The sequence below is a fragment of the Microbacterium lushaniae genome, from assembly GCF_008727775.1.
Classification (GTDB): domain Bacteria; phylum Actinomycetota; class Actinomycetes; order Actinomycetales; family Microbacteriaceae; genus Microbacterium; species Microbacterium lushaniae.
In genome coordinates, this window is record NZ_CP044232.1 from 3,087,082 (window position 1) to 3,112,442 (window position 25,361).

Annotated in this window: 22 protein-coding genes; 10 read left to right on the forward strand and 12 right to left on the reverse strand. The window is 71.9% G+C overall.

The features are described from left to right. Positions 1–19: 19 nt before the first annotated feature. The 4 genes from F6J85_RS14960 to F6J85_RS14975 all read left to right on the forward strand — a co-directional run bounded on the left by F6J85_RS14960 (position 20) and on the right by F6J85_RS14975 (position 4,946). A complete protein-coding gene (locus tag F6J85_RS14960) occupies positions 20–1,561 on the forward strand; it encodes an FAD-dependent oxidoreductase (protein ID WP_191906635.1) in 1,542 nt (513 codons plus the stop codon). Positions 1,562–1,585: 24 nt separating this feature from the next. After that, positions 1,586–2,821, forward strand: coding sequence for an FAD-dependent monooxygenase (locus F6J85_RS14965; protein WP_150926238.1), 1,236 nt, complete (start codon positions 1,586–1,588; stop codon positions 2,819–2,821). Between the two features lie 116 nt (positions 2,822–2,937). Then, positions 2,938–3,633: an ABC transporter ATP-binding protein gene (locus F6J85_RS14970; RefSeq protein ID WP_150926240.1), complete on the forward strand. Its 696-nt coding sequence runs from the start codon at positions 2,938–2,940 to the stop codon at positions 3,631–3,633. Then, on the forward strand, positions 3,630–4,946 hold the full coding sequence (locus F6J85_RS14975; RefSeq protein WP_150926242.1) for an FtsX-like permease family protein: 1,317 nt from the start codon (positions 3,630–3,632) through the stop codon (positions 4,944–4,946). Before F6J85_RS14970 ends, F6J85_RS14975 begins: the two co-directional genes overlap by 4 nt. Before the next feature lie 46 nt (positions 4,947–4,992). Here the strand turns inward: F6J85_RS14975 and F6J85_RS14980 are convergent, their stop codons facing one another. After that, positions 4,993–6,645: an ABC1 kinase family protein gene (locus F6J85_RS14980; RefSeq protein WP_150926243.1), complete on the reverse strand. Its 1,653-nt coding sequence runs from the start codon at positions 6,643–6,645 to the stop codon at positions 4,993–4,995. Positions 6,646–6,855: 210 nt separating this feature from the next. Between F6J85_RS14980 and F6J85_RS14985 the strand changes: the two genes are divergently transcribed. From F6J85_RS14985 to F6J85_RS15000, 4 genes are all read left to right on the forward strand, one after another. Next, on the forward strand, positions 6,856–7,878 hold the full coding sequence (locus tag F6J85_RS14985) for a 3-oxoacyl-ACP synthase III (protein WP_420846093.1): 1,023 nt from the start codon (positions 6,856–6,858) through the stop codon (positions 7,876–7,878). Further along, the gene (locus F6J85_RS14990) at positions 7,872–10,556 is read left to right on the forward strand and encodes an alpha/beta fold hydrolase (protein ID WP_420846148.1); all 2,685 of its coding nucleotides are present in this window, start codon (positions 7,872–7,874) and stop codon (positions 10,554–10,556) included. Before F6J85_RS14985 ends, F6J85_RS14990 begins: the two co-directional genes overlap by 7 nt. After that, positions 10,553–11,521 (forward strand): NAD-dependent epimerase/dehydratase family protein, encoded by a 969-nt coding sequence (locus F6J85_RS14995; protein ID WP_150927488.1) that lies wholly within the window; start codon positions 10,553–10,555, stop codon positions 11,519–11,521. Before F6J85_RS14990 ends, F6J85_RS14995 begins: the two co-directional genes overlap by 4 nt. Before the next feature lie 176 nt (positions 11,522–11,697). Then, the gene (locus F6J85_RS15000; RefSeq protein WP_150926249.1) at positions 11,698–12,492 is read left to right on the forward strand and encodes an SDR family NAD(P)-dependent oxidoreductase; all 795 of its coding nucleotides are present in this window, start codon (positions 11,698–11,700) and stop codon (positions 12,490–12,492) included. 4 nt (positions 12,493–12,496) lie between these two features. Here the strand turns inward: F6J85_RS15000 and F6J85_RS15005 are convergent, their stop codons facing one another. From F6J85_RS15005 to F6J85_RS15020, 4 genes are all read right to left on the reverse strand, one after another. Next, on the reverse strand, positions 12,497–12,769 hold the full coding sequence (locus tag F6J85_RS15005) for an MFS transporter (RefSeq protein ID WP_150926251.1): 273 nt from the start codon (positions 12,767–12,769) through the stop codon (positions 12,497–12,499). 375 nt (positions 12,770–13,144) lie between these two features. Beyond that, positions 13,145–13,966 carry a hypothetical protein gene (locus tag F6J85_RS15010; protein WP_150926253.1) on the reverse strand — a complete coding sequence of 274 codons (822 nt, stop codon included), beginning with the start codon at positions 13,964–13,966 and terminating at the stop codon, positions 13,145–13,147. Further along, positions 13,966–14,700 carry an ABC transporter ATP-binding protein gene (locus tag F6J85_RS15015; RefSeq protein WP_150918739.1) on the reverse strand — a complete coding sequence of 245 codons (735 nt, stop codon included), beginning with the start codon at positions 14,698–14,700 and terminating at the stop codon, positions 13,966–13,968. The genes F6J85_RS15010 and F6J85_RS15015 overlap by 1 nt, the downstream gene beginning before the upstream one ends. A gap of 96 nt (positions 14,701–14,796) precedes the next feature. Continuing rightward, positions 14,797–15,312, reverse strand: a complete 516-nt coding sequence (locus F6J85_RS15020) for a hypothetical protein (protein WP_150926255.1) — start codon at positions 15,310–15,312, stop codon at positions 14,797–14,799. Positions 15,313–15,481: 169 nt separating this feature from the next. Between F6J85_RS15020 and F6J85_RS15025 the strand changes: the two genes are divergently transcribed. Continuing rightward, complete coding sequence (locus F6J85_RS15025; RefSeq protein ID WP_150926257.1) at positions 15,482–16,495, forward strand: NADPH:quinone reductase; 1,014 nt, start codon at positions 15,482–15,484, stop codon at positions 16,493–16,495. 26 nt (positions 16,496–16,521) lie between these two features. Here F6J85_RS15025 and F6J85_RS15030 read toward each other — a convergent pair whose 3' ends face one another. The 7 genes from F6J85_RS15030 to F6J85_RS15060 all read right to left on the reverse strand — a co-directional run bounded on the left by F6J85_RS15030 (position 16,522) and on the right by F6J85_RS15060 (position 24,518). Next, positions 16,522–17,184: a pentapeptide repeat-containing protein gene (locus F6J85_RS15030; protein ID WP_191906636.1), complete on the reverse strand. Its 663-nt coding sequence runs from the start codon at positions 17,182–17,184 to the stop codon at positions 16,522–16,524. Positions 17,185–17,254: 70 nt separating this feature from the next. Then, positions 17,255–17,968: a purine-nucleoside phosphorylase gene (gene deoD, locus F6J85_RS15035; protein ID WP_150926261.1), complete on the reverse strand. Its 714-nt coding sequence runs from the start codon at positions 17,966–17,968 to the stop codon at positions 17,255–17,257. A gap of 208 nt (positions 17,969–18,176) precedes the next feature. Continuing rightward, positions 18,177–21,008, reverse strand: coding sequence for an FAD-binding and (Fe-S)-binding domain-containing protein (locus F6J85_RS15040; protein ID WP_150927491.1), 2,832 nt, complete (start codon positions 21,006–21,008; stop codon positions 18,177–18,179). A 53-nt stretch (positions 21,009–21,061) separates the two neighbouring features. Continuing rightward, positions 21,062–21,805 carry an SDR family NAD(P)-dependent oxidoreductase gene (locus F6J85_RS15045; protein WP_150926263.1) on the reverse strand — a complete coding sequence of 248 codons (744 nt, stop codon included), beginning with the start codon at positions 21,803–21,805 and terminating at the stop codon, positions 21,062–21,064. Next, entirely contained in the window at positions 21,798–22,655 is an 858-nt protein-coding gene (locus tag F6J85_RS15050) for an SMP-30/gluconolactonase/LRE family protein (protein ID WP_191906637.1), read from the reverse strand. The genes F6J85_RS15045 and F6J85_RS15050 overlap by 8 nt, the downstream gene beginning before the upstream one ends. Positions 22,656–22,675: 20 nt before the next feature. After that, complete coding sequence (locus tag F6J85_RS15055) at positions 22,676–23,665, reverse strand: glycerophosphodiester phosphodiesterase family protein (protein WP_150926267.1); 990 nt, start codon at positions 23,663–23,665, stop codon at positions 22,676–22,678. Beyond that, positions 23,658–24,518 (reverse strand): fumarylacetoacetate hydrolase family protein, encoded by an 861-nt coding sequence (locus tag F6J85_RS15060; RefSeq protein WP_150926269.1) that lies wholly within the window; start codon positions 24,516–24,518, stop codon positions 23,658–23,660. The genes F6J85_RS15055 and F6J85_RS15060 overlap by 8 nt, the downstream gene beginning before the upstream one ends. Before the next feature lie 92 nt (positions 24,519–24,610). Between F6J85_RS15060 and F6J85_RS15065 the strand changes: the two genes are divergently transcribed. Beyond that, positions 24,611–25,360 (forward strand): IclR family transcriptional regulator, encoded by a 750-nt coding sequence (locus F6J85_RS15065; protein ID WP_191906638.1) that lies wholly within the window; start codon positions 24,611–24,613, stop codon positions 25,358–25,360. Position 25,361 lies beyond the last annotated feature (1 nt).

Below are 25,361 nucleotides of genomic sequence, written 5' to 3' on the forward strand. Positions count from 1 at the left end.
ACGGGCGAGAGGAGACCGGATGGATGCGGACGTCCTGGTCGTCGGCGCGGGCCCCACGGGGCTCACGGCAGCGCTCGAGCTGGCGCGGCGCGGCATCCGGGTCCGGATCATCGACCGGGCACGGACCGCGAACACGCAGACCCGGGCGCTGGGCGTGCAGGCCCGCACGCTGGAGCTGCTCGCACGCACCGGCATCACCGACGAGCTCCTGGCACGCGGGCTGATGGCCGACCGCTTCAACATCTTCAGCGAGGGCCGCCGCATCCTCCGCGCGGATTTCGGGGGCCTGCCGACGGCATACCCCTTCCTGCTGATGGTGCCCCAGAACGAGGTCGAAGACGTCCTCGCGCAGGCCCTGGCCGAGTGGGGGGTGGCGGTCGAACGCGAGTGCGAACTGACCGCCCTCACCCCCAGTATCGATGGCGTCACGGCCACGGTGACCCATGCTCAGGGCCCCGCCGAAGCGCGCACCTATCCGTGGGTCATCGGGGCCGACGGTGCGCACAGCACCGTGCGCGCACTGCTGGACATCGGATTCCTCGGCACCGCGTTCGACGAGCACTTCGCCGTGGCCGACCTGCGCGTGGACTGGGATCGGCCGCCGACGGAGTTCTTCGCCTTCCTGAACCGTGGACGGTTCGCCGCGTTCTTCCCCATGATCGGCGGCTGGCACCGGGTCGCGATCGCGCGGCCCGCCGGCGAAGAGCGATGGGAACGCGGCAGCGTTCCGACCGACGACCTGCAGGCCGCGTTGGACAGGATCGTGCCGGGGCGCCCGCGGATCGTGGAGGTGCGCGAATCGGGCCGGTTCCGCATCAACCAGCGTCGCGCTGCCGCCCATCGCGCCGGCCGCGTGTTCCTGGCCGGCGACGCCGCACACATCCACTCCGTGATCGGCGCGCAGGGCCTGAACACCGGCATCCAGGACGCGGTCAACCTGGCGTGGAAGCTCGCCGGCGTCATCCACGGCGATGCGCACCCCCAGCTGCTCGACAGCTACGAAGCCGAGCGCGCCCCCGTGGCTGCGCGGCTCGTGAGGGGCACACGGGCCGTCACGCGGATGACGCTGCTGCACAACCCCATCGCGCTGGCCGCGCGACGCACGGTCGCCCCTCGGGTCCTCGGCCGTCCCCACACCCAGCGCGTCCTCACGCGTGCCGTCTCCCAGCTCGACGTCTCCTACCACGACGCCAGAGGCGCCGCACCGGCCGGCCGCGCGGCGGTCGGAGACCGGGCCCCGGACGCCGACGCCGGCGGCCGCCGCATCCATGATCTGCTCGACCCGGTCGGTTTCACCCTGCTGGACTTCGGGACGGATGCCGCGTCGGCGCGAGAGCCGATCACCGGCGGCCTCCTCGCCCCGGTCGTCCGGATGCCGGAGACGGCGGAGGTGTCGGCGGCATACGAGATCACCGGCCCGACACTCGTACTCGTCCGCCCCGACGGCTACATCGCCGCGCGCGGCGGGGCGGAGGACATCCGGCGGTACGTGCGTGGCCGCATGCCGGCCAGGGCGTCGGAGGGCGTCGGCGCGACGGGCGACCTGCCGGGCGACGGCTGATCGATCCGGAAGGAGCAAATGCCGATGATCCGCAACGCCAAGGTGCTGATATCCGGGGCAGGGGTCGCGGGGCCCGTGCTGGCGTACTGGCTCACGCGCCACGGGTTCGAACCCACGGTGATCGAGCGGGCGCCCGCGATCCGGCGAAGCGGAGGGCATGCCGTGGACCTGTGGGGGTCGGCGGTGGATGTCGTGGAGCAGATGGGCATCCTGCCCGCCATCGAGGCGGCACGGACGGGCAACACGGTGGCATCCCTGATCCGTCCGGGAAAGCCGTCGGTGCAGATGCAGGTGGGCGATCTGACCACGACCCTCACCGAGCGGTCGGTCGAGATCCCGCGCGATGACCTCACGTGGCTGCTCAACGACGCCGTCGGCAGCGACGTGGAGTACCTCCTCGGCGATTCCATCGCGGCGATGGCGGAGGACGCCGACGGCATCGCGGTCTCCTTCGAGCACGGCGCGCCACGTCGATTCGACCTGGTGATCGGCGCCGACGGCCTGCACTCGCGCGTGCGGCGGTTGGCCTTCGGAGACGAATCGCACTTCCGCCACTACCTCGGGGGCTACATCGCCATCTGCTCCGTCCCCAACTTCCTCGGGCTGGAGGGCCGCATCCTGAACTACCGGGATGTCGACCGCACCGTCGTGATGTACCCGGTGAGGCAGACCGGCGATGTGCGCGCCGTCTTCATGTTCCGCAGCACCCGGGAACTCGACTACGACTACCGCGACGCGAGCCGGCACAAGCGCCTGCTGCGTGCGGCGTACGCCACCAGCGGTTGGGAAGTGCCCAGACTGCTCGACTACGTCAGCCGCAGCGAGAACCTCTACTTCGACTCCGTCAGCCAGATCCGGATGGATGCGTACACTCAGGGCCGTGTCGCGCTCGTCGGCGACGCCGGATACGCGCCCGGCTCCGGGGTGGGCGGCGGAACGAGCCTCGCCACCACCGCCGCCTACATCCTCGCCCGCGAGCTCGCCGCCGCCGCCGGAGACCACCGCGTCGCGTACGCCCGGTACGCCCAGGCGCTCGGCGATGTCATCCCGAAGACGCGCGCCATCGGGCCGGCGCTGCTGACCTCGCTCGTCCCCCGCTCGCGCGTCGAGGTCGCCCTGGGCACGCAGGTGGCGCGTCTGCTGCCCCGCCTCCCCCGGCGCCTCCGGCAGGCGATCCCCCTGCTTCCCGGGCCTGCCACCGAAGGCCTGCGGGCCATGGCCGCGCTCCCCCTGCAGGACGAGGTGCCGCAGGACTCCTGACCCTGCATCGCTGTGGCGCCCGCCGATGCGAGCGTCAGCCTGCAGGATGACCCGCGGCGGCAGACCTCATTCCTGCGGGCGACGACGGGGGCTCCGCCGCTGACGAGGCTGTAAGCATGACCTCCTCAGTGCTACAGGCCACCCGACTCGTCAAGACCTTCGGACCCACCACCGCCCTGGCCGGAGTCGACCTCACCATCCGTCGCGGGGAATCCGTCGCCGTCATGGGGGCGTCCGGCTCGGGCAAGACCACCCTTCTGCATGTCCTTGCCGGCATCACCACCCCCGACCAGGGCGAGGTGACCTTCACCCCGGCCAACGGCGCGGCCGTGCAGGTCACCGCCCTCGGCGAGACCGGGCGGTCGAAACTGCGCCGTGACAACTTCGGCTTCGTCTTCCAGCAGGGGCTCCTGATGCCCGAACTCACCGCGGTCGAGAACGTCGCGCTGGCTCTCATGATCACGGGAGTCGGGCGGGCCGAATCGACCGAGCGCGCCGCATCCTGGCTCGCCGCCCTGGGCCTGGGCGGCATGGAGGGCCGCCGGATCGGCGAACTGTCCGGCGGGCAGGCCCAGCGGGTCGCGATCGCGCGCGCCCAGGTCACGGGCGCGGAAGTCGTGTTCGCCGATGAGCCGACCGGGGCGCTGGACTCGCGCACATCGGGTGAGGTCATGGACGCACTGCTGTGGGCGACGACCCAGCAGGGGCGCACTCTCGTGGTCGTGACGCATGACGCCGATGTGGCGGCCCGCTGCGCACGCACGATCTCCGTGCGCGACGGCCGGCTCATCACCGAGGGGGTGTCGGCATGAACCCGCGCGTCCTGACCCTGCTGCTGCGGCCGACGCCCGGGCAGAACGATGTGCTGGTCCTCCCCATCATCGCCTTCGCCACCGTCAGCGCGCTCGTGCTCACCGTCATCGGCGGCGCGCAGTCGTTCTGGGGGTGGGACGACCCGGAGGCGCCGATCTACCACGCCCTCGCCGCGATCGCCCTGGTCCTGCTCGTCGTGCCGCTCCTGACCCTGGGCGGTGCCGCCGCGCGGCTGTCGGCCCGTCGCCGCGACGAGCGCCTGTCCACCCTCCGCCTCCTGGGAGTCACCCCCGCCGGTGTCGTTCTGGCGACCGTGGTCGAGTCGGCCATCCTCGCCGCCGTCGGCGCCCTGGCGGGCCTGGTGCTCCACATCGTGCTCGTGCCACTGGTGGGCCTCATCCCCTTCCGCGGCGCGGCCCTGGGAGCGGGGGCGGTCTTCGTGCCGGTGCCCACGACCCTCGCGATCCTCGCCGGCATCGTGCTCCTGGCCGCAGGCAGCGCCGCGATCGGCCTGCGCAAGGTCGTGATCTCCCCGCTCGGCGTGCGCACGCGCGCGGTCGTGGCCAAGCCGCATTGGATGCGCGCGGTCATCACGGTGCTCGCGCTCGTCGCGGCGTTCGTGCTCATCTCGCTCGTGCCCTCGGCCGCCGAGATGCTGCCGACCATCATCGTGCTCACGGTCGTCTTCGCGATCGCGTTCGCCGTGCTCAACGTGATCGGTCCGTGGGTCCTCGGGATCCAGGCGCGCCGGAGGCTCCGGCGCGCGGATCGTCCGGATCAGCTGCTGTCGGCGCGCACGGTGCTCGAGTCGCCCAAGGCGGCCTGGCGGCAGGTGAGCGGCATCGCGATGGCCAGCTTCATCGCCGTCTTCGCCGGCAGCGCGGTGGCAGCCCTCGAGGTCATGGGCACCGGATCGCGCGAGGACCTCCAATTGGCCGCCGACATCCGCACGGGTGTGATCATCACCCTGGTCGCGTCGTTCCTCATGGTGGCGGCATCCGTCGGCGTGAACCAGGCCGCCGAGATCCTGGACCGGCAGGAGCTGCACCGCAGCCTCCACCGCCTGGGCATGCCCGTCGAGACCGTCGAGCGCGCCCGCCGCGGGGCGATCATGAGCCCGCTCCTGATCACGGCGATCGGTTCGGCCGTGTGCGCGGGCGTGCTGATCTTCCCGCTGCTGGGCATGGCGCTGATCACCGCCCCGGTGTCGCTCCTGACCATCGCCACGGTCATCGGCGCCGGCGTCGTCGTGGTGTGGCTCAGCACGCGGGCCACGGCGCCGGTCCTGCGCCGCGCCTTCGCCGCCGCGTGAGGGGGCGACCGGCCCGGCCAGGCTGAGCAGTGTCCGGCGTTCCGGGTCAGTTCGGCCCGGAACGCCGTCGCGCGGTCCACAGCAGGTACCCGCTCAGCGTCGTGGCGACGGTCACTCCCGCGCCCACGAGCGCGCTCTGCCGTGAACGCCACCGGCTGTCTCGGGCGATGAACTGGCCGACGGCGTTGATCAGCGCAGCGGTGATGACGCCGGCGACCAGCCGGTTCCCGATCCGCTCGGCGCGGCCGACGAGCGGCTCCAGCTCCGCCGCCCGCAGGTGCACCTCGAGCCCGTTGCGGTCCACCGTGTCGATCACCCGCCGCAGGCGCGTGGGCAGCTCCAGGGCGAGGGTGCCGGCGTCGGCGGAGGCACGCGCGATCCGGTTGGCGATCGCGGCCGGGGCGAACCGCTCGCGCACCAGGCGTCGCGCGTACGGCGTCAGCACGGCGGTCAGGTCGAACTGCGGGTCGAGCTGGACGCCGATGCCCTCCATCATCATGAGGACCTTGAAGATCAGCGCCACTTCACGGGGCAGCTGCAGCCGTTGCTCGCGGAGCAGGGCGAGGAGCTCGCTCGCCAGCCGGGCGAAGCCCACCTCGGTGAGGGAGCGGTCGGAGTACAGCGAAACGAACGATCTCAGCGCCTCCCGGAAGGCGTAGCGGTCCACGTCGCCGCGCGTCACCGAGACGCCTTCCAGCGCGTCGGCCAGCGCATCGGGGTTGCGCAGCGTGAAGGCGATGAGGAAGTCTGCGAACCGATCGCGAAGCTCCTCGCCGATCTCCCCGACCATGCCGAAGTCGATGAGGGCGATGCGCCCGTCCGGGTGCACGAAGAGATTGCCGGGGTGCGGATCGGCGTGGAAGAAGCGGTGCTCGAAGATCATGCTCAGCACGATGTCGGCCCCGCTGCGCGCGAGAGCGCGCCGGTCGACACCAGCGGCGTCGAGGGCAGCGAGATCGTTGATCTTGATGCCCGTCATCCGCTCCAGCGTCAGGACGCGTGAGGTGGTCCTCTCCCAGAAGACGCGCGGGATCACGACGTCGGGCCGGTCGGCGAACTGGGCGGCGAACCGCTCCGCGTTCTGAGCCTCGCGGTGGTAGTCCAACTCGGCACGCAGCGTCCGGGAGAACTCCCGGACGATTCCACGGATGTCGTACGCCCGCGCCGGCGCCCACGCGCGGTCCACGCGCGCGGCGAGGCTGTTGAGGATCTCCAGGTCTTCCTGCACCTGCCGCACGGCATCGGGGCGGCGCACTTTCACCACCACCGAGGTGCCGTCCAGCCGCGCCGCGTGCACCTGCCCGATCGACGCCGACGCGAGCGGTGTCCACTCGAACTCCGCGAACAGGTCCTCGGGCTCGGCTCCGAGCTCGCGCTGGATGGCGTCGCGGATATCGGCCGCGGGCACCGGCGGCGCCGCATCCTGCAGCTTCGACAGCTCCATGATGTAGGCGGGCGGCAACAGGTCTGGACGAGTCGAGAGCAGCTGGCCCAGCTTGACGAAGGTCGGGCCGAGCTCCTCGAGGGCGACGCGCACCCGCTGCGGCACCGTGTACGACCGGGTCTGCGGGTGGGGCACGTCGCGACGGCGACGGGCGGGCACCCACCTGGCCACGCCTGTCGCGCCGGCGAGGAAACCCAGACCGTGGCGAGTCAGCGTGTCGGCGATTTCCTGGTACCTGCTGAAGTTGACCCTCACCTGCGCGCTGATCCGCTGCGGAGGAGGGATGGGATGCAGGGGGGAGTCACCCTCGTTTGCGCCATCGTTTCATTGTTCCCGACCCTCCCGTGCGCGGGCAAGGATACCCGCTGTCCCGCTTCTGCGCTGTGGGTCATCCACATGGATGCGCGGGGCGTAAAATTGCGCTCTTGATGACCGAGCCAGATGGGCGCGTCCGACGGAGGTTTCGTGGCCGGAAATGCGACCACTCGCTTTGACAATGTCTCGCTGCTGTCGGTGGCGAGCACACTGCCTGGGCGAGTGACGACATCCGAGGAGATCGAAGATCGTCTCTCCCCGGCACTGCGGCGACTGAAACTGCCGGGGGGCCTGCTCGAGCGCGTCGCCGGGGTACTCGAACGTCGCAACTGGGCGCCCGGAGAGTCCTCCGACGAGGCCACGGTCGCGGCGGGACGGCGGGCACTGGCCGAGGTCGGAGTCGACCCGTCCGACGTCGGCCTGCTGATCAACACGTCCGTCTCGCGCAAGCACCTCGAGCCGTCCGTGGCGGTGCGCCTGCACCACGGGCTGGGGCTGCCCAGTTCCGCGATCAACTTCGACGTCGCCAACGCGTGCCTGGGGTTCGTCAGCGGTATGAGCCTGGCGGCGAACATGATCCAGTCCGGTCAGATCCGCTACGCCATCGTCGTCAACGGTGAGGACGCGGATGAGATCCAGGCCAACACGATCCGCCGCCTGTCGGGCGCGGACATCGGCCGATCCAGCTTCATGAGCGAATTCGCCTCACTCACCCTCGGCTCGGGCGCGGCCGCCGCGGTCCTCGGTCGCACGGACGAGCACCCCGGCGGGCACCGCATCCTCGGCGGGGTCACCCGCGCGGCGACCCAGTTCCACGATCTGTGCGTCGGCAGCGTCGACGGCATGTTCACCGACGCGAAGGCACTCCTCAAGGGCGGACTCGATCTCGTGGTCTCCGCCTGGAAGGAAGCGTCGGGCCCGTGGAACTGGTCGTCGATGGACCGGTACATCACCCACCAGGTGTCCTCCGTACACACCAACGCCATCGTGAAAGCGGCGAAGTTGGACCGCTCCCGCATGCCCGTGACCTTCCCGAAGTACGGAAACGTCGGACCGGCTTCGATCCCCATCACCCTCGCCGAGGAGCAGGCGACCCTGGCGCGGGGCGACCGGGTGCTGCTCATGGGCGTCGGCTCCGGCCTCAACACGGCCATGATGGAACTGGCCTGGTGACCGCCCGCGCCACACTGCCCCCGCCGGGCCTCCCCGGCCTCGATGCGGGCTTCAGCCGGATCGTCGCGGTGCCCGGCGTGGGCGTCGACCACGGCGTCGTGCGCGAGTGGCACTGCCTCGACACCGGTGCCGAGCTGACGCGACTCGGCGTCCGCGTCGTCGGCACCATCCTCGCCGTGCACGGGAATCCGACCTGGTCCTACCTCTGGCGTGCCCTCCTCACGCAGTCGGTGCACGCGGCCGAGCGCGGAGAGCCGGCATGGCGGGTCGTGGCCGTCGACCAGCTCGACATGGGATTCTCCGACCGCACCGACGAGGATCGGCCGCTCGCACAGCGCGTGGCCGACCTCGGCGCCTTCACGGCGGCGCTCGGCCTGGACACGCCCGTCGTCACGCTCGGACACGACTGGGGCGGAGTGGTGTCCGCCGGCTGGGCGATCGACCACCCGGAATCGCTCGCAGGGGTGGTGCTGCTCAACACCGCCGTCCACCATCCGGACGGCGTCCCGATTCCCGCACCCCTGCGGCTCGCCGGTGCGCGCGGAGTCCTCGCCGCCTCGACGGTGGCCACCACCGCATTCCTGGACACGACGCTCGCCCTGGCCACACCGGCAGTGGATGCGGCGACCCGGCGTGCCTACCGGACGCCCTACGGCTCGGCCACCCGGCGTCGCGCGATCGGCGGCTTCGTCGCCGACATCCCCGCCGACGGCCGGCACCCGAGCCATCCCGAACTCGAGCGGATCGCCGCCGGCGTCGCCGAACTGGACGTGCCGGCGCTCCTGCTGTGGGGCCCCGAGGATCCGATCTTCAGTGACCGCTACCTCGACGACCTCCTCGACCGGCTGCCGCATGCCGACGTCCACCGGTTCGAGGGCGCGAGCCACCTCGTCGCCGAGGACCGCCCCTACGCGGAGGCCGTGCTGACGTGGCTGCGCGAGCACGGCGATCGGCTCACCTCCCCCGGTGCGACCGCACCGGCGCGTCCGGTGACCGCCACGGATCCCGACGGATCGGGCTTCACCCCGATCTGGCATGGCCTCCAGCAGCGTCGTGCCGACGACGAGACGGCCATCGTGGACATGTCTCCCACGCGCTCCGGCGCCACCCGGCGGGTGACCTGGCGACAGCTGGACGATCGAGTCCGGCGCCTGGCGGCGGGCCTTCACCGCATCGGTGTCCGCAAGGGCGACCGCGTGTCGCTCCTCGTCCCCCCGGGCCCCACGCTCTCGGCCGTCGTCTACGCGTGCCTGCGGATCGGCGCCGTCATCGTGGTCGCCGACGCGGGCCTCGGCATCCGGGGCCTGACGCGCGCCGTCCGCGGATCGTGGCCCGATTTCATCATCGGGGAAACGCTGGGGCTCACCGCCGCCCGCGCGCTGGGGTGGCCGGGCGTGCGGATCTCGGCCGCGCGACTGCCGAAGGCGGCATCCGCGGCGCTGGGGGTCACCTGCAGTCTGAGCGACATCCTGGCCCAGGGCACCGGCGAGCCCCTCCCCGAACCCCCCGGACCCGGCGATGAGGCGGCCATCCTGTTCACGTCGGGGTCCACGGGACCGGCGAAGGGGGTCGCCTACACGCACGGGCAGCTGTCCGCACTGCGCGACGTGCTCGCCGATCATTTCGGCGTGACGCAGCAGACGGGCCTGGTGACGGGGTTCGCGCCGTTCGCACTGCTGGGCCCCGCCCTGGGAACGCGGTCGGTCACCCCGCAGATGGACGTCTCTTCACCGCGTACGCTCACCGCGAGCGCGGTGGCCGCAGCCGTGCGCGAGTCAGGTGCGGGCATCGTCTTCCTCTCCCCCGCCGCCGTCCTCAACGTGGTGGCGACGGCGGACGCCCTCACGGAAGAAGATCGCGCGGCGCTCGCAGGCGTCCACACATTCCTCTCCACCGGCGCACCGATCAGCCCGCGCCTGCTGGAGTCCGCCGCCGAGCTCATGCCGAATGCGACCCCGCACACGCCGTACGGGATGACGGAGTGCCTGCTCGTCACCGATGTGACCCTCGACGCCGTGCACGATGCCGCGCAGGCTCCGGACGCGGGCGTGTGCGTGGGCGTGCCGATCGGCGCCAACCGAGTGCTGGTGAGCGCACTGGACGCGGACGGCCGCGCGACGGGCACTCCGACGGCGGAGCCCGGCGTGCTCGGCGAGATCGTCGTCTCGGCACCCCACCTCAAAGACCATTACGACCGCCTGTGGCTCACCGACCGTGAAGCCACCCGGGGAACCGAGGGACTCGACCCCTTCGAGCCGGGGGCGCGCTGGCATCGGACGGGCGACGTGGGCCACCTGGACGAGCACGGCCGCCTGTGGGTGGAGGGACGGATGCCGCACGTCCTCGTCACCGAGGACGGTCCTCTCGCCCCCGTCGGGCCCGAGCAGGAGGTCGAACGCGTGGATGCGGTGCGCCGGGCGGCTGTCGTGGGCGTCGGCCCGCACGGGCTGCGGCAGGCCGTCGCGGTCGTCGAGACGATCCCGCCGACGAAGCGGGCGACTCTCGCCGACCCCGGCCTCACCGCCGCCGTGCGCGGAAGCACCCGCACGCCGCTGGTCGCTGTCCTCGCCGTGCCGCACCTCCCCACCGACATCCGGCACAACTCGAAGATCGACCGTTCGAAACTGTCCGGGTGGGCCGAGCGCATCCTCGCCGGTGGAAGGCCGGCGGCCCCGTGATCGTCCTCGTCACCGGGGCGTCGGGCTTCCTCGGACGCGCGGTCACCACCGAACTCGTCGCCGCCGGTCACAGCGTGCGCACGCTGCAACGGCGCCCGTCGGGTGTGGATGGAGCGACCGACATCCTGGGTTCCATCACGACGCCCGCCGACATCGAGCGTGCCATCGACGGGGTGGAGGGTGTCGTGCACCTTGCCGCGAAGGTCTCGCTCGCAGGAGCGAGGGACGAGTTCGACGAGGTCAACGTGGCGGGTACGCGAGCCCTCCTCGACGGGGCCGAACAGGCCGGAGCGTCACGGTTCGTGCAGGTCTCCTCCCCCTCGGTCGCGTATGCCGGTGCCGCGCTCGCGGGTGTCGGCGCCGAGCCGGCCGATCCGCTCCGCGCCCGGGGGGACTACGCGCGGACGAAGGCGAAGGCGGAGCTCATCGCGCTGGGACGCGATTCGCCGTCGATGCGCGTCGTGGCGGTGCGGCCCCACCTCGTGTGGGGTCCCGGCGACACCCAGCTGATCGCACGCATCGTGGAGCGGGCACGAGCAGGGCGACTGCCGCTCCTCAACGGCGGCACCGCCCTCATCGACACCACCTACATCGACAACGCCGCCAGCGGGATCGCCGCCGCCCTCGAGCGGGCGGAGGAGGCCGGGGGCCGCGCATTCGTCCTGACCAACGGTGAGCCGCGCCCGGTGGGCGACCTCCTGGCGGGCATCTGCATCGCCGCGGGTGTGAAACCCCCGCGGCTCAGCATCCCGGCGTGGCTCGGGCGCACCGCCGGCTCGGTCATCGAGCGGGCATGGGCGATCAAACCCGGCGCGGATGAGCCTCCGATGACCCGGTTCCTCGCCGAGCAGCTCTCCACCGCGCACTGGTTCGACCAGCGCGACACCCGCCGGGCGCTGGCGTGGTCACCGGCCGTGTCGATCGACGAGGGCCTCCGCCGCCTCGCCGTCGCCTACGCCTCCTGACGCCCGGCGGGTGCGCGTGCCCCCGCCCCCCTGGCCCGAGACACCATATTGCGGCTGAGACACCGCGCGTCGCGCGGTGTCTCAGCCATTTTCGCGTGTTTCGGTGCGCGCCCGCCTGCCGACCGTTAGCATCGGGCGGCAACGCAGGGGCGGATGATCCACGACGAGGAGGAGCCATGCTGCTGGCAGGGAAGACGGCCGTGATCTACGGCGGAGGCGGTTCCATCGGTGCGGCCGCCGGCGAGGTCTTCGCCCGGGAGGGCGCCTACGTCGCCCTGGCCGGGCGCACCCTCGATCCGCTCGAGCGCACTCGGGAAGCGATCCGCGCGCAGGGCGGCAGGGCGGATGCGGCGGTGGTCGACGCGCTCGACGAGGACGCGGTCACCCGCCATCTCGCCGACGTCGCGCGTGAGCAGGGGCACGTGGACCTCGTGCTCAACGCCATCGGCGCCGACCATGTGCAGGGCATCCCGATCGGCGAGACGTCGCTGGAGCAGTTCCTCGAGCCCGTCGTGACCTACCTCACTGCGGCGTTCGTCACCGCGAAGGCGGCAGCAGAGGTGATGACGTCGCAAGGATCCGGCGTCATCCAGAACATCTCCACTCCCGGTGCGCGCCTGGGCGGCATGGGGATCATCGGCAACGCCGCCCAGAGCGCCGGACTCGAGGGGTTCTCGCGCGCGCTCGCGGCCGAACTGGGGCCCGCCGGTGTGCGGGTCCTGTGCGTGCGGCCGCACGCGCTGGCCGCCGGAGCATCCGGCTCGTACACGCGCCGCATGTTCGGCCGCATCGCGGCGCGCGCGGGGATGTCGACCGATGACTGGCTCTCCGGCGCGGCGGCGGGATCGGCGCTCGGCCACCTCCCCGGGGCGCAGGATGTCGCGGAGTACCTCGCCTTCGCCGCATCCGACCGCGCGGCGGCCATGACGGGAGTCGTCGGGAACCTCACGGCCGGAGCCATCCTCGACTGAACTCCTAGCTCGCAGGCCGCGCGCCGGCGTCGTGGAGGCTGCGGACAAGCGGGAGGGCCGAGCAGAGGATGCAGATCAGCTGCGCGGCGAAGAACCCCACCGCGAGCGCGAGGCAGGCGGGCAGGCCGTACTGCGCGGCGACGATCGCGGCGAGGCCGGCCCCGATCGGACGCGCCCCGAACGTCGACATGATCAGCAGCGATGAGACCCGCCCGAGCATGTCCACCGGCGCGATCGCCTGCCGCAGCGACGTCGTCGTGATCCGTTCCGACGGCACCTGTCGCGCCGAGGATGAGGAGCCAGCGGTAATCCAGCGCGCCGACGCACGCGAGCAGGACGACGGCGCCGAGGGTCGCGCCGCGAAGGCTCTCCGCGACGACGAGGACGATCTTCCCCGGAACATGGTCGGCGACGATGCCGAGGACCGCCGCCAGCGGCGCCGCCGCGACCGCCAGCTGCTCGGATCCTTGCACCAGGACGCTCGACCATGCCACCCGGACGAACGAGCGGGGAAGCGGCGGAGCGGCGGAGCGGCGGAGCGGGTCACGGTTCCACTCTTCAGGTGGCAGCCTCCCGTCTCGCGCGGGATTCGGACGCGGCAACGCCGCCCGGACCGATGCGATCGGCCCGGGCGGCGTCAGGGTATGCGAACTCAGAGGTCGCGTCGACGGATCACCGCCGCCGCGGCGGCGAGGATGATCGCGACCCATCCCGCGAGGGCTGCCAGCGCCGCGGCGGAGGGGATCGCAGCCGGCGCGCTGCCGATCGCGGCCTGGCTGAGGGTGAGCGGAAGCACCTGCGCCCACAGCGGCTGAGCGCCGCTGATGAGCACGGCGACGCCCTGCGTCATGAGTTCCAGCACGGCCGCGCCGAGCATGATCAGAACGCCGGCGAGCTGGTTGCGCGCCAGCACGCCGACTCCGAGTCCGAGGAGCGCGAGCAGCGCCACCACGACCGTTCCGCGCGCCATCACGGCAGCGATGTCGACGATCCCGACGGCGAGCGCCGACCCGGTCGCGGGCAGCGACACCAGCAGGGCGACGAGGCTCACGAGCGCGTAGGCGGCTCCCAGAACCAGCCCTGTCACTCCCGTGGCGACGACCTTGGCCGCCAGAATGCGCCCGCGTCGCGGCTCGGCCAGCGCGGTGGGCACGATGCCCCCGAACCGGTAGTCCGTCGTGCCGGCGAGCACACCGAGCACGAGGACGGCGAGCATGGCGATGCTGAGCGATCCCCCGCCTCCACTGGCCCCGAGGGGGCTGAGTGCCGCCAGCTGGGCGGATGCGTTCGCGACACCCGACGCGGGCAGGTCGTCGCCGAGGGCGTCGGCGCCGGGGCCGATGGTTCCGCTGGCCAGTGCGGGCAGCAGGACGACGAGCACGAGCTGGGTGGCGACCAGTCCGAGCACGCCCACGGCGAGGGCGACCTTGGTCGCGGCCGTCGTGGTCAGCTTGAGGAGTTCTCCGCGGAACATCAGCGCACCCCCGCCCGGGTCGCGGTGACGTCGAGATAGAACCGCTCGAGATCTCCGCCGTGGGCGGCGACGAGGGAGGCCATATCGCCCGCCGCGACGACGCGTCCGTGCGCGATCACCACCACATCGTCCGCGACGAGCGCCACCTCCGACAGCACGTGCGATGACAGCAGCACCGCGCCGCCGGCATCCGCGAACGCCCGGATGCGCTCGCGGAGCCAGTGCATCCCCTCCGGATCCAATCCGTTGGCAGGCTCGTCGAGCACCAGCACCGTCGGCTCGCCCAGGAGCGCCGCGGCGATCGCGGTGCGTTGCCGCATACCGAGGGAGTAGCCCGCCACGCGACGGCGGGCGGCGGCGGTCAGCCCGACCTCCTCGAGCACGGCGTCGATCCGATCGGATGCGGCGCCGATCTGGGCCGCGACGATGCGAAGGTGATCGCGTCCGCTGCGCCCGGGGTGCAGTCCGCCGCCGTCGAGGACGGCTCCGACCGTCCGCGCCGGATGGGGAAGCTCGGAGTACGGGCGGCCGTGGATGTCGGCGGCGCCGGCATCGGGGGCGGCCAGGCCCAGGAGCATGCGGATGGTGGTGGTCTTGCCGGCCCCGTTGGGTCCGAGCAGGGCCGTGACGCGTCCGCCGAGCGCGTCGAAGCCGACGTCGTCCACGGCGATATGCGCACCGAAGCGCTTGGTCAGCCCGCGCACGGCGATGGCTGGTGTGTTGTTTTCGTCCATACCGCCAGCGTCGTCGTGACCGCGGGCGGGCGCCCCGTCCGTGAGGACAGTCGACCCTGGCCGCCCGAACAGACCGCCTCGGCGCACGCGCCGTCGCTACGAGACGTCGGCCTGCACGGTCATCCGCGTGGCGGGCAGGCGCGCCGCCGCATACCGCAGCACCCGCCGCGCGAAGAGCCGGTGAACACGTGACACGACGCCCCATACCCGCTTGCCGGCCCGGGTGTCACGGTGCACGGCCGTCACCAGCGACACGGAGTGACCTTCCACGGCCACGACGACCTGATCGGCGCCGCGCGGGGACGTCACCTCCCCCCGCAGAACGGCCGGCTCGGCCGAGGAGATGGTGTACTCGCCGATCCGATCCGGCGCTGAGGGCCGATTCAGCATGACGCCCAGCAGCCCGCGTGTCGCCGCCCGGACGAGCAGCGGACGGTCGTCGATGAACATGGCTCGCGCCCATTGCTCCGCCGACCACCGGTCGGCGCCGGGGAATGTGAGTGTGAAGGCGTCGAGGTAGCCGTACCGGGGCAGGGTCACCAGCGCGGCGAGGTGGGCGGGCACGCGGCCGATCCCCACCTCCGGCCGGACGGGCCACGTCGAATGTCTCATGACTGTCCTTTCTCCTCTCCCCCAAGCGTCCGCATCCAGAGCAATCCGCGCGGTCGCACGACGGACAGGTTGCGTCCCGATGCTGCCATCTCGTGGGCTGCCCTCACGCCGGCGACGGTCGCAGGTCAAGCCCACCGCGATGGTGGTGGATCGCCGGTACCGTGCTGGCATGAAGGCGATCGTGTACTCCTCCCCCGGCGACTCCTCCGTGCTGTCCCTCGTCGACCGCGACCCGGCAGAGCCGGGCCGGGGCGAAGTGCGCGTGCGCGTCGAGGTGTCGGGCGTCAACCCCACCGACTGGAAAGCGCGCGTGGGGACCACCCGCCGTGACGACTTCGCCGAGATCGTCCCCAACCAGGACGGCGCGGGGGTGGTGGATGCCGTCGGCGAGGGGGTCACGGACCTACGGGTCGGCGACCGCGTGTGGCTGTATCTCGCCCAGCACGAGCGCCCCACCGGAACCGCCCAGGAGCAGGTGGTGGTGCCCGCCGCGCGCGCGGTCAAGCTCCCCGAGGGCGTCGACATGGCGGTCGGGGCTTCCCTCGGAGTGCCCGCCATGACCGCCCACCGCGCCCTCACCGTGCACGCGCACGGCCCCGCGCGGCTGCATCCCGGTGCCCTCGAGGGCCGCACCGTCCTGGTGGCCGGCGGCGCGGGCGCCGTGGGCCACGCCGCCATCCAGCTCGCCCGCTGGGCCGGCGCCACCGTGATCGCCACGGTCTCCTCTCCCGCCAAGGCGACGCTGGCCCGTGCCGCCGGCGCCGACCACACCATCGACTACACGTCCGAGGACGTCACCGCCCAGGTGGGCGAGATCGCACCGGACGGCGTCGACCACATCGTGGAGGTCTCGATCGCCGCCAACGCGGAGGCCGATGCCGCCGTCGCCGCGAACCACGGTTCGATCGCGTACTACGCCGACGACGGCGGCGACACCTTCGCCCTGCCCATCCGCCCCAGCTTCGCGAAGAACCTGCGGGTGCAGGGAGTTCTGCTCTACACCGTGGGTGCCGACGCGTGGGAGGCGGCGGCGGCCGACATCACGGCGGCGCTGGAGGACGGCGCGCTGCCGGTCGGCGAGGAGGCTGGCCTGCCCCTGACGTGGTTCCCCCTGGCCGAGACGGCGGCCGCGCACGACGCCGTCGAGCAGGGGACGGTGGGCAAGGTGCTGATCCGGGTGTGAGCCGGCTCGCGTCGCCGGCGGATCGGTCAGCCGCGCACGTGGACGCCCATGTGCGCGGCGAACATCTCGGCCATCATGGCGAGCTGGTCGCGGTCGATCGTTGCTCCGGAAAGTCCCGCCGGTCCGTCGACGGCGTCGAAACGAAGCCCCCGCAGGTCGACGTGCTGCAGGCGGCTTCCCGCCAGGTCGAGCCGGCCCGTCGTGCATCCTTCGAACGCGACGCGGTTCAGCCGGGCGCCGCTGAGGTCGATCTCGTCGAACCGGCAGTTGCGGAACACCACGTCGTGAAGATCACCGGCGCGCAGGTTGATCCAGCCGATCTTCGAGTCGGCGACGACGACGTCCGACACCGCGGCGTCGTACAGCTCCACCGAGCCCAGCCGTGACGCGAGGATCTCCACCTCGCGCAAGCGTGTCCGTCCCGCGCGGAGGGTCGGCGCGTTGAGGCGGCTGATGCGCGCCTGCACGAATTCCGCCCCCTGCAGCACCGCGTCGTCGGCCGACCACTCGGAGAGTTCGCACTCGAGGAACCGGGCACCGGTCAGGTCGCGCCCCGCCACGTCGGCGCCGGTGAACCGGGATGCCTCGTAGGAGCCGCCCGCGCGCAGATCGCGTGCGTCGGCGTCGGCGAGCGGCGGGAGGGTCAGGGATTCGATGCGGGGCGGCTGCAGTGGAGCGGGTCGGGTCACAGCATCCAGTCTGCGCCCCGACGCCGCGCTGCGCTTCCCTCGCCCCCTCCGTCGCCGCCGCCGCCGCCGCTCAGAGGGTGAATCCCAGGGATCCGAGGGCCACCGCGACCATGTCGACGAAGGTGGTCTCGCGCTGCTCGGGGGTCATCTCCTCCGCGCGCAGCAGGTGGTCGCTGATGGTCCCGACCATCAGCGTCTCGATCCCCTCAGCCGCCCCGACGGCGTACAGACCCGCGGCCTCCATCTCCACGGCGAGGACGCCGTGCGCGGTCAGCCCTGCGGTGATCTCTGGCCGGACGCCGTAGAAGCTGTCGCTCGTGAACACCGCCCCCACGTGTGCCTTCAGGCCCCTTCCCGCCGCCACGGCTGCCGCCTCGCGCAGCAGCGCGAACGAGGGGGCGTGGCTGAAGTGCACACCCGGGATGCGCAGCTCACTCATGGCCGAATCGGTGTGCGCGGCAGAGGCGATGACGACGTCGCCGACCGCGACGTGCTCCTGCATCGCACCGAGCGTGCCGGTGCGGACGATACGGGTGACACCGAAGGACCGCGCGAGCTCGGTGGCGTAGATCGACACCGACGGCATGCCCATCCCGGAGGCGAGGACGGAGATGGGGCGGCCGCCGATGGATCCGGTGAAACCGAGGATGCCGCGCACGTCGGTGACCAGCCGCGGATCGTCGAAGAACGTCTCGGCGATGCGGCGAGCGCGACGGGGATCGCCGGGCAGGAGCACGTCGGGGGCGAAGTCGCCGGGGGCTGCGGCGATGTGAGGAGTGGTCATGGCGGCCTTTCGGGTGCGGATGGCAGTCGTCGACGCGACGGCTCGAAGACCAGGGTGACAGCAGTGGTCACGCAGCGGCTCGTCTGCCGGCGCGATCCGTGCGGTGTCCGTGCCGCCCGAACTCCTCAATTCCGCCGCCGCCGGCCTGGTTGCGGCGGTTTCGGCCGCGCACACTCGCGGTTTTGAGGAGTTCGGGAACTGCGCGGGCTCAGGGCAGGTCGGGCAGGGTGTCCGCGAGCACCTCCAGCACGTGCCGGTAGGCGTGCCCGGTGGCGCGGGTCATGCCGAGCTCGCACGTGCGGTTGAGCGAGGCGTGCTGGGCCGGCCCGCCGGATGCCACCTCGGCGGCCTCCGGCGCGGTGGCCGAGGCGGTGAGCTCGGGGTGCAGCATCCCGCGGTCACCGGCGAAGGCGCAGCATCCCCAGTCGTCGGGCACGTGCACCTCGTCCGCGGCGGCGGCAGCCACGCTCGTGAGGGCGGGATTGATCCCCATGCGGGTCGACGAGCACGTCGGGTGGAGGGTGAGGGAGGCCACGCGCTCCCCGGCCGGGAGTCGCTCGAGCACCACCTCGTCGACGAACTGGACGGCGTCGATGACGCGGATCCCCGATTCCCCGGCCGCCTCCAGCAGAACCTCCAGGCCCTCCGTGCAGGAGGACGCGTCGCAGACCACCGGCAGCTCACCCTCGCGCGTGGCCGCACGAAGGGATGCCGCGACACGGTCCTTCATCGCCGCATACCCGTCGGTCAGTCCCTTCGACTTCCACGGCGTCCCGCAGCACAGCGCCGGGATGTCGGCCGGCGTCGCCAGCGGCACGTCCGCTCGCGCGCAGAGTTCACGGAACGACTCGGATGCGCCGCGCGTGCCGGGCTCGGCCGGCCCGAACATCGTCGTGGTGCAGCTGGGGAAGTACACCGCGACGGCGTCCGGTTCGGTGAACGGCCGGCGCTTCGCACCCCCCGCGGGCAGGTCTCCGGTGTACTTCGGTACGACATCGTCCCCCAGCACGGCGCGTCCCACAGCGGTGGCCGCCGCGGGCAGCGCCGCCGGAACGGCATCCGCCACCGACAGCGCCATCCCGCCCACGCGACTGACCGCGCCCCACTGCTTCGCCGCGAGTTTCCACCCCGCCTGCGAGAGGGCGTTCTGGTTCTCCGTGCGCAGGCGCCGCACGAGGTCACCGGTGTTGATGAGTACGGGGCATGCCGTCTGGCACATCCCGTCCACCGCGCACGTCTGCACGCCGTCGTAGTCGTACTCCGACCGCAGCTGCTGCGCGAGCGCGTGGTCGCCGGCGGCCTCGGCCCGGGCCATCTCCCGCCGCAGGACGATGCGCTCGCGGGGCGTGAGGGTCAGATCCTTGCTGGGGCACACCGGCTCGCAGTAGCCGCACTCCACGCAGCGGTCGACCTCTTCCTCGACGGTGTGCACGATCTTCAGATCCTGCACGTGGGCGCTCGGATCCTCGGCGAGGAGCACGCCCGGATTCAGCAGCCCTTCCGGGTCGACGAGCGCCTTCAGTTCGCGCATGACGTCGTACAGTTCGTCGCCGTACTGACGGCGCACGAACGGCGCCATGATGCGCCCCGTGCCGTGTTCGGCCTTGAGCGTGCCGCCCTGCGACAGGACGAGATCGACCATCTCCTCGGTGAAGGCCTCGTACCGCAGCAGCGAGCGCGGGTCGTCGAAGCGTTCGTTGAGGAGGAAGTGGATGTTGCCGTCCTTGGCGTGCCCGAAGATGACGCTGTCTTCGTAGCCGTGCCGGTCGAACAGCTCGATCAGGCGGGTGCAGGTGGACAGCAGCCGGTCCACGGGCACGGCGATGTCTTCCAGGAGCGCGGTCGTCCCCGACGGGCGCGCCCCGGCCACGGCCGTGAACAGTCCCTTCCGGATGTGCCACAGCTGCGCGCGGATCGCCGGATCGGTCGTGAGGGCGGCAGGCACGGCCAACTCCAGCGTGGACAGCAGCGGGGCCGACGCGGACACGAGCGCGTCCAGCCCGTCGGCACTCACGGCCTGATGCTCGACCAGCAGCGCGGCCTGTTCGGTGACCTGGAGCCCGAGAAGCTCGGGGGTCGCGTCGGGGTCGCGCTGCGCGACGCGCAGGCTCGTGGCATCCATCAGCTCGATGGCGGCGAATCCGGCGGCCACCAGGTCGGGAAGGGCCGCGGTGGCGGAGTCCAGCGTCGGGAACACCAGCAGCCCCGTGGCGACATGGGCGGGCAGCGCAACGGTGCGGAAGGTGGCCTCGGCCACGAACGCGAGCGTGCCCTCGCTGCCGACGACCAGGTGCTCGAGGATGTCGACGGCGCGGTCGTGGTCGACGAACGAGTTGAGCCCGTACCCCATCGTGTTCTTGATGGCGTACAGCTCCTCGATCGCGCGCACGGATGCGGCGTCTGCGCGTACGCGGTCGCGCAGGGCGAGCAGCCCCGCGTGGATGCGCGGCTCGCGCGCGCGCAGAGTGTCGTCCGCATCCGGCGATGACGTGTCGATGACCGTGCCGGAGGGCAGCACCAGGATGGCCGAGTCCAGGGTGCGGTAGGTGTTCGCGTGGGTGCCGCAGCACATGCCGCTGGAGTTGTTGGCGACCACGCCCCCGATCGTGCAGGCGATCTCGCTCGCCGGATCGGGACCGAGCTTGCGGCCGTGCCGGGCCAGGCGGAGGTTGACCGCCCGCACGGTGGCGCCCGGGCCGGTCCTGACGCGGGCGCCGTCTTCGAGCACCGTGATGCCGCGGAAATGCATGCGCGTGTCGATGAGCACGCCCGCGGTGCCGGCCTGACCGGACAGACTCGTCCCTCCGGAGCGGAAAGTGACGGGGACGCCGGACTGCTGCGCGGCGCGCATGGTCGCGGCCACATCGGTCGCGTTCTTCGCCTTCACCACGGCCTGGGGCGTCAGGAGGTAGTGCGATCCGTCATGGGCCGCCGCGAGCCGGTCGGTCGCGCGCGTGCGCACCTCGACGCCGGCCGTGCGGAGGTTGCGCAGCAGCTCTGCGGCGGGTGCGGCCAGGGTCGTCGTACCCGTGGGATCCATTGCCATCGTGCATCACCCTTCGCAGTGATCGGCCGGAGAACGTCGGGAGCAGGTCAGGCCATGATCCAGCCGCCGTCGACGCCGAGGGTCTGCCCGGTGACGAAGGACGCGTCGTCCCCCGCCAGGAACGATACCGCCGCGGCGATGTCGGCCGGCATGCCGCGACGCGGGATGGCCTGCACCTCCGCCTGGGCGGCGGCGATGGCGTCTTGATCGGGGAAGTTGGCGATGTCGGCCTCGGTCTGGATGGATCCGGGCGACACCGCGTTGACGGTGATGAAATCCTGTCCCACCTCACGCGCGAAGGCTCGCGTGAACCCCACGACGCCGCCCTTCGAGGCGACGTAGTCCACGAGGTTCCGCATGCCGAGGGCGAACGTCACCGATGAGATGTTCACGATCCGCCCCCATCGGCGTTCCCGCATGTCGCGCGCAGCGGCCCGCGAGCACAGGAACACCGAGCGGAGGTTCACCGCCATCAGCTCGTCCCAGTCTGCGACCGAGACACTCTCCCAGGCGCGGTGCACGCCGGTGAGGGCCGCGTTGTTCACGAGCACGTCCACCCGCCCCTCCCGCTCGAGGATCGACGCGAACGCCCGTTCGACGGCGGCCTCATCGGAGACGTCGGCGACGATGCCGCGCCAGCCCGCCGCCCGCGCGACCTCCTCGACGGCAGCGTCGACGTCGATCACGACCACGCGATGACCGTCGGCGGCCAAACGCTCCGCGATCGCGCGGCCGATGCCGCGGCTGCCTCCCGTGACGACGGCCACCCGCCCCGTTGCACCCTCAGTCATGGCTCGCACCCGTCTCCCGTTCCCGTGTCCAAATCGATTCGGCTCGGCCGGTCACGTCGACGCGGGCACGGAACACCGCACCGGCGTTCGGTTCGTCGACATCCTCCGCGGCTGTGGTGAGGAACACCTCGTCCAGGCGCGGCCCGCCGAAGCACAGCGACGTCACCTGCGACGCGCCGGGTGTGCGGATGACATGGGTGCGCCGGCCGCCTGCGTCGTACCTCTCCGCGCGGCCGCCGCCCCACAGGGCGATCCACAACCCGTCCGCGGCGTCCAGGCACAGCCCGTCGGGGAGGCCGTCCACCCGCACGGCCTCCTCGACCTGCGCGATCTCGCCGTCCGGCCCCATACGGTAGCGGTACACCACGCGGTCGAACGTGTCGGCGTGGTACGCGGTGCCGGCTGCGTCGAAGTCCAGCCCATTCGAGAGCGTGAGCCCCGAGCGCACGACGGCCGGGCCCTCCGCGTCCAGGCGCCACAGCACCGCCGCGCGGGCGTCGGACCCTCGTCCCACGGTGCCGACCCACAACCGTCCGAGAGGGTCGACGCGTGCGTCGTTGGTGCGCCCGTGCCGGTCGGCGAGATCCGGGAGCGGGTATTCCTTCTCGATCCGACCGTCCCGCAGCACGAGGATGCGGTCGCCGGCGACGACGCCTTCGCATCCGTCGCCCGCATCGAACACGGCGGAGACGATCCCTCCGAGCTCGGTGCGTTCGAGCGGTCCCCCCGGTCGGGCGCGCAGCACCGAACCGCTCTCGATGTCGACCCAGTGGTAGGCGCCGCCGAACCAGCGTGCGGACTCACCGAGTCCATGCCCAGTGGCCCACCAGAGTTCCGCCTGCACGTCCATGTCGTTTGTGCCTTTCCGGTTCAGACCGCGGTGGCCGCGGGATCGTGTGCACGGGCGAAGAGATCGGGATGGTCGACGAACACGCCGTCCACCCCGGCCGCGACGAGCTCTCCCCATTCGCCGACGTAGTCGCCGTGGGCGGCAGGGTCGCTCCCGCGCCGGTAGCGCGGCGTGAGGAACGCGTTCTCGGGGCGCAGCGTCCACACGAGGGGCCGCCAGCCCTCATCCCGGATCCCCCGGACCGCCGCCTCGGCTCCGTCCGGATGCTGCAGGACGAGGTCTTTGTCGATGCTGAGGAACACGGGCGCGCCGCCGTCGCGGCCGACGGGTCCGAAAGCGGCCGCGGCCTGCTCCAGTACCTCCGCCAGCGAAGCGCCCTCGCACAGGAGCGCACACTGGCCCGCGAACCCCGCCGCGCGTATCCGCCGGAGCGCCTCCGGCTCGAAGCTCTCCACCATGACCGTGCGCACCCCGCCGTCCGGCCGCGGGTGCTCCGCGAGCACGTCGATCACCGCACGCTCGAGATCCAGCCCGAGCGCACGCAGGTGATCCGAGTGCTTCAGCTCGATCACGAGCGCGCACTCCGTCCCGACGGCGGTGTCGTCCACGAGGCGGATGAGTTCGGCGAGCGTCAGCACGGCCCCGCCTTCGGCCGCCGCGCTTTCCGGGCGCAGGTGCGGCCACCGCTCGTGCCTGCGCAGCCCCTGCAGCTCGGCACTCGTGAAGTCCTCGGCGAACCAGCCCTCGCGCCGGGCCCCGTCGACGACCTTGACGCTGCGACGCTCGGCGAACTCCGGCCTCGCGGCGACATCGGTCGTGGCCGACAGCTCCGTCTCGTGCAGCACCATGGGCACGCCGTCGGCCGACAGCACGACGTCGGGTTCGACCGCGTCCACGCCGAGCCGGATCGCCGTCTCGTACGACGCGCGGGAGTGCTCGGGGCGATGTCCTGGCGCCCCACGGTGCCCGATCACCCACGGCGTGCGGACGCGGCTGTCCCGTTCAGTCATCCGTGCCGGCAACGACGCTCCGCGACTGCGCGCCGAGCCCGTCGATCTCCACCTCGACGCGGTCGCCGTCGGCGAGGTAGGGGAAGCGACCGGACAGCGCGACACCCTCGGGTGTGCCCGTCAGCACGAGATCGCCGGCCTCCAGCCGCACGTACTGGCTGAGGTGCCACACCAGGAACTCCACGGGGAAGATGAGGTCGGCGGTCGTGGAGTCCTGCCGGACCTCGCCGTTGACCCGGCTGCGGATGCCGAGGTTTCCCGGGTCGACCTCGTCGGCGGTGACCAGATAGGGTCCGGCGGGGGTGAATCCGGGCGAGATCTTGCCCTTGGACCACTGGCCGCCCGGGCGTTCGAGCTGGTACTCGCGCTCGGAGACGTCGTCGGCGAGAACATATCCCGCGATGTGCGCCCACGCGTCCGACGGGTCCTTCAGCCGGTACGCGGGCGCGCCGATGACCACGCCGAGTTCGACCTCCCAGTCGGTCTTGCGGCTGCCGGGAGGAAGCACGAGGTCATCGTTGGGACCGCACAGGGTATTCGGGGTCTTCAGGAACAGGATGGGTTCGGTCGGGCTGGCGGCGCCGGACTCGGCGGCGTGGGCCGCATAGTTCAGCCCGATGCACAGCAGCGCGTGCGGCCGCGCGATCGGCGGTCCGAAGCGGCGGGAGTCGTCGGCGGGAAGCCGCGGGAGGGCGCCGTCCGCCAGCGCGACGGCCACGCGGGCACGAGCGGAGGGGTCGGCGAGGAACGCACCATCGATGTCGGCCGTGAGCGGCGTGAGGTCGAACAGTGCGTCGCCCTGCACCACGACCGGCTTCTCGGCCCCGGGTTCTCCTACTCGCGCGAATCTCATCCGTTCCTCCTCATTCGGCATGCCGGTGTTATAGTTTACTTACCAAACTTTCAATGCGCATCGCGAATCGCGGAGCGCAGAGGGGGAAGAACATGGCCGCACCCGATGAGACGGCGACGCGACCCAGATCCCACACGGTCGGCGTGCTCTCGAAAGCGGTGGACGTCCTCGAGGCGCTCGTGTTCGGCGAAGCTCAGACCCTGCGCGAGATCGCCGAGGCGAGCGGGATCGAGAAGGCCGCGGTCTACCGCATCCTCAACACGCTCGAGGAGCGCGGGCTCGCGATCCGGGATGCGCACAAGCGCTACGTGCCCGGCCCGCAGCTGCTGGCCATGTCGTCGGCCCTCATGAAGGGGCAGGACGTCGTGTCCGACCTGCTGCCGGTCATGAACGACCTGCGTGACGAATTCCAGGAGACGGTCAACCTCGGCGTTCTGGTCGGCGATCACATCCAGTACCTCGCGATCGTCGAGAGCCACTTGAGCCTGCGGATGACCGCGGAGGTGGGCAGTCTGCACAGCGCACGCTCCACGGCGCTGGGCAAGGCGATCCTCGCGTCGCTCGACGACGAGCAGCTGCGCTTCACGCTGGCGGCGGACATGCCCGACGGCGACGAGGCGCGCACCCTCCATGACGATCTTCAGCACACCCGCGACCGGGGGTACGCAATCGACTTCGAGGAGAACGAGCGCGGCGCCATCTGCGTCGCCGCGATCGTCGGCGGCGCCGGACACGGCAGGCAGCATGCGCTGAGCGTGTCGGGACCCATCACCCGCATGACCCCGCCGGTCATCGAGCGCCTCGGCGCGCGGCTGCGGGAGCTGAGCGCCCGCAGCCGCTGAG

Excerpts from the sequence above, each read along its gene's own strand:
- F6J85_RS14960 (WP_191906635.1), top strand. The coding sequence starts at position 20 with ATGGATGCGGACGTCCTGGTCGTCGGCGCGGGCCCCACGGGGCTCACG.
- deoD (WP_150926261.1), bottom strand. The coding sequence starts at position 17,968 with ATGACCACTCCTCACATCGCCGCAGCCCCCGGCGACTTCGCCCCCGAC.
- F6J85_RS15010 (WP_150926253.1), bottom strand. The coding sequence starts at position 13,966 with ATGTTCCGCGGAGAACTCCTCAAGCTGACCACGACGGCCGCGACCAAG.
- F6J85_RS15065 (WP_191906638.1), top strand. The coding sequence starts at position 24,611 with ATGGCCGCACCCGATGAGACGGCGACGCGACCCAGATCCCACACGGTC.
- F6J85_RS15055 (WP_150926267.1), bottom strand. The coding sequence starts at position 23,665 with ATGACTGAACGGGACAGCCGCGTCCGCACGCCGTGGGTGATCGGGCAC.
- F6J85_RS15025 (WP_150926257.1), top strand. The coding sequence starts at position 15,482 with ATGAAGGCGATCGTGTACTCCTCCCCCGGCGACTCCTCCGTGCTGTCC.
- F6J85_RS14975 (WP_150926242.1), top strand. The coding sequence starts at position 3,630 with ATGAACCCGCGCGTCCTGACCCTGCTGCTGCGGCCGACGCCCGGGCAG.
- F6J85_RS14970 (WP_150926240.1), top strand. The coding sequence starts at position 2,938 with ATGACCTCCTCAGTGCTACAGGCCACCCGACTCGTCAAGACCTTCGGA.
- F6J85_RS15040 (WP_150927491.1), bottom strand. The coding sequence starts at position 21,008 with ATGGATCCCACGGGTACGACGACCCTGGCCGCACCCGCCGCAGAGCTG.
- F6J85_RS15000 (WP_150926249.1), top strand. The coding sequence starts at position 11,698 with ATGCTGCTGGCAGGGAAGACGGCCGTGATCTACGGCGGAGGCGGTTCC.
- F6J85_RS15045 (WP_150926263.1), bottom strand. The coding sequence starts at position 21,805 with ATGACTGAGGGTGCAACGGGGCGGGTGGCCGTCGTCACGGGAGGCAGC.
- F6J85_RS15020 (WP_150926255.1), bottom strand. The coding sequence starts at position 15,312 with ATGAGACATTCGACGTGGCCCGTCCGGCCGGAGGTGGGGATCGGCCGC.
- F6J85_RS15015 (WP_150918739.1), bottom strand. The coding sequence starts at position 14,700 with ATGGACGAAAACAACACACCAGCCATCGCCGTGCGCGGGCTGACCAAG.
- F6J85_RS14965 (WP_150926238.1), top strand. The coding sequence starts at position 1,586 with ATGATCCGCAACGCCAAGGTGCTGATATCCGGGGCAGGGGTCGCGGGG.
- F6J85_RS15050 (WP_191906637.1), bottom strand. The coding sequence starts at position 22,655 with ATGGACGTGCAGGCGGAACTCTGGTGGGCCACTGGGCATGGACTCGGT.
- F6J85_RS15060 (WP_150926269.1), bottom strand. The coding sequence starts at position 24,518 with ATGAGATTCGCGCGAGTAGGAGAACCCGGGGCCGAGAAGCCGGTCGTG.